We start from the raw sequence: 14,449 nt of genomic DNA, 5'->3' as shown, positions 1-14,449 counted from the left end.
TTTTAACTGAACTGGCATACAGGCCGTGATCTCTCCCATCATAGCGTTGACCGAAACGATGCGATTTACTCACCAGATCATCCATTATTTCGGGTTTGATGAGGACATTAAAATCTTGAGCAGAGTTGACTGAACGGTGAATTAGATATTGAGAAGGGCGTGTGCCGGAAGAATGGTGAAATTCATTACATCCCGGGGTAGAGCGGGGGTGACTATCCCGCTGTCTGACTGTGGCATGTCTATATTGCCCACGCCCTGAAGAAGGGGCAGGGCCATTCGGTTGGTTGTAACTGTTATTTGATCTTGTGTATTGACCACTGATACCAGCAGAACTTCTATCCATAATTATATTTCATTCATTCATGAAAATATGAAAAGCAGACTGCTGTTCTGCTCAGAAGTTCATTGTGCGGAAAAGTTTACTTGAGTCATGATGGGAGGAAGGCAATTACTGACTGTTTGTTTTCTTCCTCTTTGCCGGGCTGGTTTGCTCTTGTGAATGTCCTTCGGCAGTGACGTATGCAGCATCTGTCCACCCTCTTTTAAGTGAAACAGAGTCATGCCCCTGTTGCTGGATGCCTATACTGAGCTTTATTTGATCAATATATGGTTTCATTAAATCTTTGTTCAAAAGCCGGTTAGCCGGCATTTCAATGACCTCAAATCCTGCTTTTTGCAGCAGTGCGATTTTAAGCAGAGTCGAACCCTTCCTGGTTTTGAAATCACCACCCACGTAATGATATGGTCCCTGAATTTCAATCACAATATTGTGATCCGGCAAAAGCAGGTCAACCGGAGGCAATGAGTTCAGACTCTTTTCTTCTTCAATCTTCAAAGATGGAATAGACGATTGGAGTTGATCGTGGAAGTCGGCCTGGGTTTTTGAGATGGCTGTCTCGTAATTGCGAACGACCGGACAGACTCTGCCAAGCCAACTTGCGGCCATGAACATGATGAATTGATCATCTTCTTTACCTGGCGAGGTATTTTCCAGGCGAGTAAACAGTTCATCCATGTGCTTTTCAAACACATTATTTTTATTGGTATTGGAGTCTAGAGCCAACCTGGCACAGCATACCACTACTCCCCAGAGAGACATCGATATTTCTTCCTGAGAAAACTGCAGGTTCTTATTGATTCGATAGACAAGCGATTCGAACGTAGAGGTAGCCAGGTTCAGCTCAATCAGTTCACCCAGTTTGGCCGTGGCCCACAGCAGGTTGGCAATACCCTGGGCATTGAATTGGTCTTTCTGTGCGTTTACGAGGGGCAACAGCGCGACCACAGCCGCGTTGAGCCCTGGTGTCTGCTCCTGCCCGTTATCCGCCAGTTTCGCCATGGCCCACAACAGGTTGACGATTTCCTGTGGGTTAAAGTTCGCTTTTTGTACGATCACGCAGGGCAACAGCGCGACCACAGCTTCGTTGAGCCCTGATAACTGTTCCTGCCCATTGTCCACCAGTTTCGCCATGGCCCAAAGCAGGTTGGCGATTTCCTGTGGTTTAAAGTTAGCTTTTTGTACGATCACGCAGGTCAACAGCACAACCACGGTTTCGTTGAACTCCGGTGTCTGCTTGTACCTGTTGTCTACCAGTTTCGCCATAGCCCACAGGAGGTTGGCGATATGCTGGGGAATAAATTGGTCTTTCTGTGTATTCACATGGGGCAACAGCGCGGCCATAGCATCTTTGAGTTCTGGTGTTTTCTCCAGCCCGCTGTCCGCCAGCTTCGCCATGGCCCATAGCAGGTTGGTGATTTCCTGTGGTTTAAAGTCAGCTTTCTGTGCGTTCACTTGGGGCAACAGCACGGCCACGACCCCGTTGAGGCCTGGTGTCCGCTCCAGCCCTTTGTCCACCAGTTTCGCTATGGCCCACAGCAGGTTGGCGATATGTTGAGGAATAAACTGGTCTTTCTGTGCGTTCACGCAGGGCAACAGCGCGACCACGGCCTTGTTGAAATCTGGTGTCCGCTCCTGCCCATTGTCCACCAGTTTCGCCATGGCCCACAGCAGGTTGGCGATATGCTGAGGAATAAATTGGTCTTTCTGTGCATTCACCTGGGGCAACATCGCGATCACTGCCTCTTTGAGCCCTGGTGTCTGCTCCTGTCCGTTGTCCACCAGTTTCGCCATGGCCCACAGCAGATTGGCGATCCCCTGTGGTTTAAAGTCAGGTTTCTGTGTGTTCACGTGGGGCAACAGCGCGGCCACGGCCTCATTGATTTCTGATGTTTGCTCCAGCCCTTTGTCCACCAGTTTCGCTATGGCCCACAGCAGGTTGGCGATAGCCTGAGGAACAAATTGATCTTTCTGTACGTTTACGTGGGGCAACAACACGGCCACAGCCTCTTTGAGCCCTGCGGTCCGCTCCTGCCCGTTGTCCACCAGTTTCGCCATGGCCCACAGCAAGTTAGCGATTTCCTGAGTGCCAATCTCACTGCCTTCAGGTTTTTGGTTGCACTTGAATATTATCGCATCCAATAGCGTCGATAATAAGGCAGCCTGTGTGAGCTGAACACGCTCATCCATGGGTTTATGAGGGGTAAAAACACCCGCTGAAGTCAATGAATGCAGTGTTGTCGTCAGGCTTCGCCAATTCCAGCTCCGGCTTGCTGTGAAATTTTGCAGCAAACGCATCAGCTGGCTTTGTTCCCCTCGATTTAACGGTCTTTTAACCGCTAACGTGTATTTTTTAACTGAACTGGCATACAGGCCGTGATCTCTCCCATCATAGCGTTGACCGAAACGATGCGATTTACTCACCAGATCATCCATTATTTCGGGTTTGATGAGGACATTAAAATCTTGAGCAGAGTTGACTGAACGGTGAATTAGATATTGAGAAGGGCGTGTGCCGGAAGAATGGTGAAATTCATTACATCCCGGGGTAGAGCGGGGGTGACTATCCCGCTGTCTGACTGTGGCATGTCTATATTGCCCACGCCCTGAAGAAGGGGCATGGCCATTCGGTTGGTTGTAACCGTTACCTGATCTTGCGTATTGACCACTGATACCAGCAGAACTTCTATCCATAATTATATTTCATTAATTAATGAAAATATAAAAAGCAGACTGCTGTTCTGCCCAGAAGTTCATTTTGCAGAAAAGTTTACTTGAGTCATGATGGGAGGAAGGCGATTACTGGCTGCCTGTTTCTTCCTCTTTGCCGGGTTGCTTCGCTCTGCTAAATGTTCTTCACCAGTCTCGTATGCAGCATCTGTCCACCCTCTTTTAAGTGATACAGAGTCATGACCCTGTGGCGGGATGCCTGTCCTGATCTTTATTTGATCAATATAGGGTTTCATTAAATCGTTGTTCAAAAGCTGGTTAGTCGGGATTTCAATGACCTCAAATCCTGCTTTTTGCAGCAGTGCGATTTTCAGCAGAGTCGCACCATTCCTGGTGTTGAAATCACCACCTACGTAATGAGAGGGGCCCTGAACTTCAATCACTATGTTGTGATCTGGCAGAAGCAGGTCAACCGGAGGTAATGAGTTCAGACTCTTTTCTTCTTCGATCTTTAAAGATGGAATAGATGATTGGAGTTGATCGCGAAAGTCGGCTTGGGTTTTTGAAATGTTTGTCTGGTAATGGCGAACGAATAGACAGGCTCTGCCAAGCCAACTTGCAGCCATGGTAATGATGGATTGTTCCTCTTCATTGTTTGGCGATGTATTTTCCAGGCGAGTGAACAGGTCATCCATGTGCTTTTTAAGCACGTTATTTTTATGGGCATTGGAGTCTAGAGCCAATCTGGCACAGCATACCATTACGGCCCAGAGAGACATCGATATATCATGCTGAGATAACTGAGGGTTCTCACTGATTCTACAGACAAGCGATTCGAACGTAGAGGTAGCCAGGTTCAGCTCAATGAGTTCACCCAGTTTGGCCGTGGCCCACAGCAGGTTGGCAATACCCTGGGCATTAAATTGGTCTTTCTGTGCGTTCACGAGGGGCAACAGCGCGACCACAGCCTCGTTGAGCCCTGGTGTTGGCTCCTGCCCGTTGTCCACCAGTTTCGCCATGGCCCACAGCAGGTTGGCGATTTCCTGTGGTTTAAAGTTAGCTTTTTGTACGATTACGCAGGTCAACAGCACAGCCACCGCTTCGTTGAACTCTGGTGTCTGCTCGTGTCCGTTGTCCACCAGTTTCGCCATGGCCCACAGCAGGTTGGCGATTTCCTGTGGGTTAAAGTTAGCTTTTTGTACGATCACGCAGGTTAACAGCGTAGCCACCGCTTCGTTGAACTCTGGTGACTGTTCGTACCCGTTGTCCTCCAGTTTTGCCATGGCCCACAGCAGGTTGGCGATATGCTGGGGAATAAATTGGTCTTTCTGTGCATTCACTTGGGGCAACAGTGCGGCCACAGCATCTTTGAGCTCTGGTGTTTGCTCCAGCCCGCTGTCCACCAGCTTCGCCATGGCCCACAGCAGGTTGGTGATTTCCTGTGGTTTATAGTTAGCTTTCTGTGCGTTCACTTGGGGCAACAGCGCGGCCACGGTCTTTTTGAGCCCTGGTGTTCGCTCCAGCCCTTTGTCCACCAGTTTCGCCATGGCCCACAGCAGGTTGGTGATATGCTGAGGAATAAACTGGTCTTTCTGTACATTCACGTGGGGCAACAGCGCGACCACGGCCTTGTTGAAATCTGGTGTCCGCTCCTGCCCGTCGTCCACCAGTTTCGCCATGGCCCACAGCAGGTTGGTGATTTCCTGTGGTTTAAAGTTCGCTTTCTTTGCGTTCACTTGCGGTAACAACGCGGTCACGGTCTCGTTGAACTCTGGTGTCGATTCCAGCCCGTTGTCCACCAGTTTCGCCATGGCCCATAGCAGGTTGGTGATATGCTGAGGAATAAATTGGTCTTTCTGTGCGTTCATGTGTGGCAACAGCGCGGCCACGGCCTCTTTGAGACTTGGTGTCTGCTCCTGCCCGTTGTCCACCAGTTTCGCCATGGCCCACAGCAGGATGGCGATTTCCTGTGGTGTAAAGTTAGCTTTCTGTACGTTAACCAATAGTGGGTCCACAGCTTCTTTGAGCTCTGGTAACCGCGCCTGCCCGTTGTTCACCAGTTTTGCCATGGCCCACAGCAGGTTGGCGATTTCCTGTGGTTTAAAGTTAGCTTGCTGTGCGTTCACTTGGGGCAACAGTGCGGCTACAGCATCTTTGAGCTCTGCTGTTTGCTTGTAGCCGTTGTCTACCAGTTTTGCCATGGCCCACAGCAGGTTGGCGATATGCTGAGGAATAAATTGGTCTTTGTGGACGTTCACGTGGGGTAATAGCGCCGCCACGGCCTCTTTGAGTTCTGGTGTTCGCTCATGCCCATTGTCTATCAGTTTCGCCATGGCCCACAGCAGGTTGGCGATTTCCTGTGGTTTAAAGTCAGCTTGTTGTGTGCTCACGCGGTGTAACAAAGCGACCACGGCCTCGTTGAACTCTGATGTCCTTTCCTGCCCGTTGTTCACCAGTTTTGCCATGGCCCACAGAAGGTTGGCGATAGCCTGGGTAGCAATATCCCTGGCTGGAAGTTTTTGGTTGCAGTTAAATATTATTGCATCAAGTAGCGTTGACAATAAGCTAGCCTGAGTAAGTTTAACTCGCTCATCCATGGGTTTATGAAGGGTAAAAACACCCGCTGAAGTAAATGAGTGCAGTGTTGTCGTCAGGCTTCGCCAATTCCAGCTCCGGGTTGCGGTAAAATTTTGCAGCAACCGCACCAGCTGGCTTTGTTCTGTTCGATTTAACGGTCTTTTAGCCGCTGACGTGTATTTTTTAATTGAACTGGCATATTGCCCGTGATTTCTCCCATCATAACGATGACCGAAACGATTCGATTTACTCACCAGATCATCCATTATTTCCTGTTTGATGAGGGCATTAAAATCCTGAGCAGAATTTACTGAACGGCACTGTAGATGTTGATAAGAGCGTGTGCCAGAAGACTGATAATATTCATTGCGACCCGGTGCAGTGCGGGGGGGATTATCCCATTGTCTGACTGTGGCATGTCTGTACCGCCCGGGGCTTGAAGAAGGACTATGGCCATTCGGCTGGTTGTAACCGTTATCAGATCTTGTGTATTGATCACTGATACCAGTAGAACTTCTATCCATAATTATATTTCATTAATTCATGAACATATAAAAAGCAGACTGCTGTTCTGCTCAGAAGTTCATTTTGCAGAAAAGTTTACTTGAGTCATGATGGGAGGAAGGCGATTACTGGCTACTTGTTTTCTTCCTCTTTGCCAGGTTGCTTTGCTCTACTAAATGTTCTTCGCCAGTCACGTATGCAGCACCTGCCCGCCTTCTTTTAACTGGTACAGAGCCATGACCCTGTGGCGGGATGCCTGTCCTGATCTTTATTTGATCAATATAGGGTTTCATTAAATCGTTACTCAAAAGCTGGTTAGCCGGGATTTCAATGACCTCAAATCCTGCTTTTTGCAGCAGTGCGATTTTCAGCAGAGTCGAACTATTCCTGGTGTTGAAATCACCACCTGCGTAATGAGAGGGGCCCTGAACTTCAATCACCATGTTGTGATCTGGCAGTAGCAGGTCAACCGGAGGTAATGAGTTCAGACTCTTTTCTTCTTCAATCTTCAAAGATGGAATAGATGATTGGAGTTGATCACGGAAGTCGGCTTGGGTTTTTGAAATGGTTGTCTCGTAATGGGGGACCACCGGACACGCTCTCCCAAGCCAACTTGCGGCCATGGCAATGATGGATTGAACCTCTGCATTTTCTGGGGATGTATTTTCCAGGCGAGTAAACAGGTCATCCATGTGCTTTTCAAGCACGTTATTTTTATTGGCATTGGGAACCAGAGACAACCTGGCACACCAAACCATGACTCCCCAGAGAGACATCAATATATCTTGCTGAGAGAGCTGAGGGTTTTCACTGATTCGGTAGACAAGCGATTCAAACGTGGATGTAACCATGTTCAGCTCAACGAGCTCACCCAGTTTCGCAGTGGCCCACAGCAGGTTGGCAATTTCCTGTGGTTTAAAATTAGCTTTCTGTGCGTTCACGTGGGGCAACAGCGCAGCCACGGCCTCGTTGAACTCTGGCGTCTGCACCTGCCCGTTGTCCACCAGTTTCGCCATGGCCCACAGCAGGTTGGCGATTTCCTGTGGCTTAAAGTTAGCTTTTTGTGCGTACACGTGGGGCAACAGTGCGGCCACAGCCCCTTTGAGCGCTGGTGACCACTCCTGCCTGCTGTCCACCAGTTTCGCCATGGCCCACAACAGGTTAGCGATTTCCTGTGGCTTAAAGTGAGCTTTTTGTGCGTACATGTGGGGCAATAGTGCGGCCACAGCCCCTTTGAGCGCTGGTGACCACTCCTGCCTGCTGTCCACCAGTTTCGCCATGGCCCACAGCAGGTTAGCGATTTCCTGTGGTTTAAAGTTAGCTTTCTGTGCAATCACGTGGGGCAACAGCGCGACCAGAGCCTCTTTGAGTTCTGGTGTCCTGTCCTGCCCGTTGTCCACCAGTTTCGCCATGGCCCACAGCAGGTTGGCAATTTCCTGTGGTTTAAAATTAGCTTTCTGTGCGTTCACGTGGGGCAACAGCGCAGCCACGGCCTCGTTGAACTCTGGCGTCTGCACCTGCCCGTTGTCCACCAGTTTCGCCATGGCCCACAGCAGGTTGGCGATTTCCTGTGGGTTAAAATTGGCTTTCTGTGCGTTCACGTAGGGTAACAGCGCGGCCACGGTCTTTTTGAGCCCTGGTGTCCGCTCCTGCCCGTTATCCACCAGTTTCGCCATGGCCCACAGCAGGTTGGCGATTTCCTGTGGGTTAAAATTGGCTTTCTGTGCGTTCACGTAGGGTAACAGCACGACCACGGGCTCTTGGAACTCTGTTGTTTGCAACTGCCCGTCGTCCACCAGTTTCGCCATGGCCCACAGCAGGTTGGTGATAGCCTGTGGTTTAAAGTGAGCTTTCTGTGCGTTTACCTGGGGCAACAGCGTAGCCACAGTCTCTTTGAGTACTGGTGTTTGCTTCTGCCCGTTGTCCACCAGTTTCGCTATGGCCCAAAGCAGGTTGGTGATCCCCTGGGCAGTAAATTGGTCTTTCTGTGCGTTCACGTAGGGCAGCAGCGCGGCCACGGCCTCGTTGAGCTCTGGTGTCCGCTCCTGCCCGTTGTCCACCAGTTTCGCCATGGCCCACAGCAGGTTGGCGATATGCTGAGGACTAAACTGGTCATTCTGTGCGTTCACGTGGGGCAACAGCGCGGCTACGGTCTCGTTGAGCTCAGGTGTCTGCTTCTGCCCATTGTCCACCAGTTTCGCCATGGCCCACAGTAGGTTGGCGATACCCTGGACTTTAAACTGGGCTTTCTGTGCGTTCACGCGGGGTAACAGCGCGGCTACGGTCTCTTTGAGTTCTGGTGTCCGCTCCTGACCGTTGTCCACCAGTTTCGCCATGGCCCACAGCAGGTTGGCGATATGCTGAGGAATAAATTGGTCTTTCTGTGCGTTCACGTGGGGCAACAGCGCAGCCACGGCCTCATTGAACTCTGGTGTCTGTTCCTGCTTGTTGTCCACCAGTTTAGCCATGGCCCAGAGCAGGTTGGCGATATGCTGAGGAATAAATTGGTCTTTCTGTGCGTTCACGTGGGGCAACAGCGCAGCCACGGCCTCGTTGAACTCTGGTGTATGCTCCTGCTTGTTGTCCACCAGTTTCGCCATGGCCCACAGCAGGTTGGCGATTTCTTGTGGTTTAAAGTGAGCTTTCTGTGCGTTCACGTGGGGCAACAAGGCGGCCACGGCCTCGTTGAACTCTGGTGTTCGTTCCTGCCCGTTGTTCACCAGTTTTGCCATGGCCCACAGAAGATTGGCGACAGCCTGGGGGGCAATATCCCTGGCTGGATGTTTTTGGTTGCAGTTAAATATTATTGCATCAAGTAGCGTTGACAATAAGGCCGCTTGAGTACGCTTAACTCGCGCATCCATGGGTTTATGAAGGGTAAACACACCCGCTGAAGTCAATGAGTGCATTGTTGTCGTCAGGCTTCGCCAATTCCAGCTCCGGGTTGCTGTGAAATTTTGCAGCAAACCCATCAGCTGGCTTTGTTCCCCTCGATTTAACGGTCTTTTAGCCGCTAACGTGTATTTTTTAACTGAACTGGCATATAGGCCGTGATCTCTCCCATCATAGCGATGACCGAAACGATGCGATTTCCTCACCAGATCATCCATTATTTCTGGTTTGATGAGGGCATTAAAATCTTGAGCAGAGTTTACTGAACGGTGCATTAAATATTGAGAAGGGCGTGTGGCAGAAGAATGGTGAAATTCATTACATCCCAGGGTAGAGCGGGGGTGACTATCCCGCTGTCTGACTGTGGCATGTCTATATCGCCCACGCCTTGAAGAAGGGGCATGGCCATTCGGTTGGTTGTAACCGTTATCTGATCTTGTGTATTGATCACTGATACCGGCAGAACTTCTATCCATAATTATATTTCATTAATTCATGAAAATATAAAAAGCAGACTGCTGTTCTGCCCAGAAGTTCATTGTGCGGCAAAGTTTACTTGAGTCATGATGGGAGGAAGGCGATTACTGGTTGTTTGTTTTCTTCCTCTTTGCCGGGTTGGTTTGCTCTGCTAAATGTTCTTCGGCAGTAACGTATGCAGCATCTGCCCACCCTCTTTTAAGTGAAACACAGCTATGACCCTGCGGCGGGATGCCTATCCTGATCTTTATTTGATCAATATATAGTTTCATTAAATCTTTCTTCAACAGCTGGTTAGTCGGGATTTCAATGACCTCAAATCCTGCTTTTTGCAACAGTGCGATTTTAAGCAGAGTTGAACCATTCCTGGTGTTGAAATCACCACCTACGTAATGATGCGGGCCCTGAACTTCAATCACCATGTTGTGATCTGGCAGAAGCAAGTCAACCGGAGGTAATGAGTTCAGACTCTTTTCTTCTTCAATCCTCAAAGATGGAATGCATGATTGGAGTTGATTGCGGAAGCTGGATTGACGTTTTGAAACGATTGTCTGGTAATGGGGAACGACCGGGCACTCTCTGCCAAGCCAACTTGCGGCCATGGCAATGATGCGTTGATCAACTTCATTGACTGGGAATGTATTTTCCAGGTGAGTAAACAGGTCATCCATGTGTTTTTCAAGCACGTTATTTTTATTGGCATTGGAGTCTAGAGCCAACCTGGCACAGCACACCATGACTCCCCAGAGAGACATCAATAGCTCTTGCTGAGAAAACTGAAGGTTCTCACTGATTCGATAGACAAGCGATTCGAACGAAGAGGTAGCCAGGTTCAGCTCAACGAGTTCACCCAGTTTGGCCGTGGCCCACAGCAGGTTGGCAATACCCTGGGCATTAAATTGGTCTTTCTGTGCGCTCACCCGGGGCAACAGTGTGGCCACGGCCTCGTTGAGCCCTGGTGTCTGCTCCTGCCCGTTATCCACCAGTTTCGCCATGGCCCACAGCAGGTTGGCGATATCCTGGGCATTAAATTGGTCTTTCTGCAGGTTCACTTGGGGCAATAACGCGGCCACTGCCTCGTTGAACTCTGGTGTCCGCTCCTGTCCGTTGTCCACCAGTTTCGCCATGGACCACAGGAGGCTGGCGATACCCTGGGGTTTAAAGTTAGTTGTTTGTACGTTCACGTGGGGCAACAGCGCGACCAGAGGCTCTTTAAGCACTGGTGTCCGATCCAGCCCGTTGTCTACCAGTTTTGCCATGGCCCACAGCAGGTTAGCGATACCCTGTGGTTTAAAGTTAGCTTTCTGTGCGTTCACGTGGGACAACAGCGCGGCCGCAGCCTCTTTGAGTTCTGGTGTATGCTCCTGTCCGATGTCCACCAGTTTTGCGATGGCCCACAGCAGGCTGGCGATACCCTTGGCATTAAATTGGTCTTTCTGTGCGTTCACGCGGGGCAACAGCGCGGCCACGGCCTTTTTGAGTCCTGGTGTGTGCTCCTGCCCGTTGTCTACCATTTTCGCCATGGCCCAAAGCAGGTTGGCGATTTCCTGTGGTTTAAAGTCAGCTTTCTGTGCGTTCACGTGGGACAAAAGCGCGGCCGCAGTCTCTTTGAGCTCTGGTGTATGCTCCAGCCTGATGTCCATCAGTTTCGCCATGGCCCATAGCAGGTTGGCGATACCCTGGGCATTAAATTGGCCTTTCTGTGCGTTCACGTGGGGCAACAGCGCGGCCACGGCCTCTTTGAGTCCTGGTGTATGCTCCTGCCCGTTCTCTACCATTTTTGCCATGGCCCACAGCAGGTTGGCGATACCCTGAGGAATAAATTGGTCTTTCTGTACGTTTACGTGGGGCAACAACACGGCCACAGCCTCTTTGAGCTCTGCTGTCCGCTCCTGCCCGTTGTCCACCAGTTTCGCCATGGCCCACAGCAGGTTAGCGATACCCTGTGGTGTAAAGTTGGCTTTCTGTGCGCTCACTTGGGGCAACAGCGCGGCCATGGTTTCGTTAAACCCTGGCGTCCACTGTGGCCCGTTGTCCACCAGTTTCGCCATGGCCCACAGCAGGTTGACGATACCCTGGGGCTTAAAGTTAGTTTTTTGTACGTTCACGAGGGGCAATAGGGCGGCCACGGCCTCGTTGAGCTCTGGCGTCTGCTCGTGTCCGTTGTCCACCAGTTTCGCTATGGCCCACATCAGGTTGGTTATTTCCTGTGGTTTAAAGTCAGCTTTCTCTGGGTTCACTTGTGGCAACAGCACGGCCACGACCTCTTTGAGCAGCGGTGTCCGCTCCTGCCCGTTGCCCACCAGTTTCGCAATGGCCCACAGCAGGTTGGCGATATGCTGAGCATTAAATCGGTTTTTCTGTGCGTTCACGAGGGGCAACAGGGCGGCCACGGCCTCGTTGAGCCCTGGTGTCCGCTCCAGTCGGTTATCCACCAGTTTCGCCATGGCCCACAGCAGGTTGGCAATACCCTGGGCGTTAAGTTGGTTTTTCTGTACGTTCAGGAGGGGCAGCAGGGCGGCCACAGCATCTTTGAGCCCAGGTGTCCGCTTCAGCCCGTTGTCCACCAGTTTCGCTATGGCCCACATCAGGTTGGTGACTTCCTGTGGTTTAAAGTGAGCTTTCTGTGCGTTCACGCGGGGCAACAGCGCAGCCATGGCTTCTTTGAGCCTTGGTGTATGCTCCTGCCCGTGGTCTACCATTTTCGCCATGGCCCACAGCATGTTGGTGATAGCCTGAGGAATAAATTGGTCTTTCTGTACGTTCACGTGGGGCAACAGAGCTAACATGGCCTCTTTGAGATCTGGTGTCTGCTCCAGGCCGTTGTCCACCAGTTTCGCCATGGCCCACACCAGGTTGGTGACTTCCTGTGGTTTAAAGTGAGCTTTTTGTGCGTTCACGTGGTGTAACAAAGCGACCACGGCCTCGTTGAACTCTGGTGTCCGTTCCTGCCCGTTGTCCACCAGTTTTGCCATGGCCCACAGCTGGTTGGCGACACCCTGGGCATCAATATCCCTGGCTGGAGGTTTTTGGTTGCAGTTAAATATTATTGCATCAAATAGCGTTGACAATAAGTTAGCCTGAGTAAGTTTAACTCGCGCATCCATGGGTTTATGAAGAGTAAATACACCCGCTGATGTCAATGAGTGAAGTGTTGTCGTGAGGCTGCGCCAATTCCAGCTCCGTGTTGCTGCGAAATTTTGCAGCAAACGCATCAGCTGGCTTTGTTCCGCTCGATTTAACGGTCTTTGAACAGCTGACGTGTATTTTTTAATTGAACTGGCATATTGCCCGTGATTTTTTCCATTATAGCGATGACCGAAACGATCCGATTGACTCAACAGATCATCCATTATTTCCTGTTTGATGAGGGCATTAAAATCTTGAGCAGGGTTTACTGAACGGCACTGTAGATGTTGAGAAGAGCGTGTGCCAGAAGAATGGTAAAATTCATTGCGACCCGGTGCAGTGCGGGGGGGATGATTCCATTGTCTGACTTTGGCATGTCTGTATCGCCCACGCCTTGAAGAAGGGGCATGGCCATTAGGTTGGGTGTAACCGTTATTTGATGTTGTGTATTTGCCACTGATACCAGCAGAACTTCTATCCATAATTATATTTCATTCATGAAAATATGAAAAGCAGACTGCTGTTCTGTTCAGAAGTTCATTTTGCGGAAAAGTTTACTTGAGTCATGATGGGAAGAAGGCGATTACTGGCTGCTTGTTTTCTTCCTCTTTGCCGGGTTGGTTTTTTCTTCTAAATGTTCTTCGGCAGTCACGTATGCAGCACCTGCCCAACCTCTTTTGAGTGATACAGAGCCATGCTCCTGTGGCGGAATGCCTATTCTGGTCTTTATTTGATCAATGTATGGTTTCATTAAATCCTGATTCAAGAGCCTGTTAACCGGAATTTCAATGACCTCAAATCCTGCTTTTTGCAACAGTGCGATTTTCAGCAGAGTCGAACCATTCCTGGTTTTGAAATCACCACCTACGTAATGACCCGGTCCCTGAACTTCAAGAACCATGTTGTGATCTGTCAGAAGCAGGTCAACCGGAGGCAGTGAGTTCAGACTCTTTTCTTCTTCAATCTTCAAAGATGGAATAGATGATTGGAGATGATCGCGGAAGTCGGCTTGGGTATTTGAAATGGTTGTCTGGTAATGGGGGACGACCGGAAACGCTCTGCCAAGCCAACTTGCGGCCAGGACAATGGTGCGTTGATCCTCTTCATTGTGCAGGAATGTATTTTCCAGACGGGTGAACAGGTCGTTCATGTGCTTTTCAAGCACGTTGTTTTTATTGGCATTGGAGTCTAGAGTCAACCTGGCACAGCATACCATGACTCCCCAGAGAGACATCGATATCTCTTCCTGAGAAAACTGAAGCTTCTCACTGATTCGATAGACAAGCGATTCAAACGTAGAGATAGCCAGGTTCAGCTCAATGAGTTCACCCAGTTTGGCCGTGGCCCACAGCAGGTTGGCAATACCCTGGGCATTAAATTGGTCTTTCTGTCCGTTCACGCAGGGCAACAGGGCGGCCACGGCCTCTTTGAGTTCTGGTGTCGGCTCCTGCCCGTTGTCCACCAGTTTTGCCATGGCCCACAGCAGGTTGGCGATATTCTGAGGAATAAATTGGTTTTTCTGTGAATTCACGTGGGGCAACAGTGCGGCCACGGCCTCATTGAGCTCTGGTGTCCGTTTCTGACCGTTGTCCACCAGTTTTGCCATGGCCCACAGCAGGTTGGCAATTCCCTGAGCATTAAATTGGTCTTTCTGTACGTTCACGTGGGGCAACAGCACGGTCATGGCCTCGTTGAGCCCGGGTGTCAGCTCCAGCCCGTTGTCCACCAGTTTCGCCATGGCCCACAGCAGGTTGGCGATATGCTGAGGAATAAATTGGTCCTTCTGTGTGTTCACGTGGGGCAACAGCGCGGCCAAGGCCTCTTTGAGCCGTGGTGTTTGCTCCTGCCCGTTGTCCACCAGTT

The 14,449-nt window shown here is 50.4% G+C and carries 6 protein-coding genes; all 6 read right to left on the bottom strand.

The window, feature by feature from the left end:
- Positions 1 to 343 (bottom strand): hypothetical protein (locus tag ACO6UY_RS22615; protein ID WP_422491335.1); only part of this gene is annotated, 343 nt, incomplete at its 3' end.
- A gap of 105 nt (positions 344 to 448) precedes the next feature.
- Complete coding sequence (locus tag ACO6UY_RS22610; RefSeq protein ID WP_422491334.1) at positions 449 to 3,031, bottom strand: DUF1601 domain-containing protein; 2,583 nt, start codon at positions 3,029 to 3,031, stop codon at positions 449 to 451.
- A gap of 59 nt (positions 3,032 to 3,090) precedes the next feature.
- Entirely contained in the window at positions 3,091 to 6,108 is a 3,018-nt protein-coding gene (locus ACO6UY_RS22605; protein ID WP_422491332.1) for a DUF1601 domain-containing protein, read from the bottom strand.
- Positions 6,109 to 6,213: 105 nt separating this feature from the next.
- Complete coding sequence (locus tag ACO6UY_RS22600) at positions 6,214 to 9,456, bottom strand: DUF1601 domain-containing protein (RefSeq protein WP_422491331.1); 3,243 nt, start codon at positions 9,454 to 9,456, stop codon at positions 6,214 to 6,216.
- A 105-nt stretch (positions 9,457 to 9,561) separates the two neighbouring features.
- Positions 9,562 to 13,068, bottom strand: coding sequence for a DUF1601 domain-containing protein (locus ACO6UY_RS22595; RefSeq protein WP_422491329.1), 3,507 nt, complete (start codon positions 13,066 to 13,068; stop codon positions 9,562 to 9,564).
- Between the two features lie 101 nt (positions 13,069 to 13,169).
- Positions 13,170 to 14,449: DUF1601 domain-containing protein (locus ACO6UY_RS22590; RefSeq protein ID WP_422491328.1), on the bottom strand; the 1,280-nt coding region annotated here is incomplete at its 5' end.

Origin of the sequence: Endozoicomonas sp. ALE010 (genome assembly GCF_049310165.1) — a bacterium.
Lineage (GTDB): Bacteria > Pseudomonadota > Gammaproteobacteria > Pseudomonadales > Endozoicomonadaceae > Endozoicomonas.
This window is presented reverse-complemented; position numbering and strand designations above follow the sequence as displayed.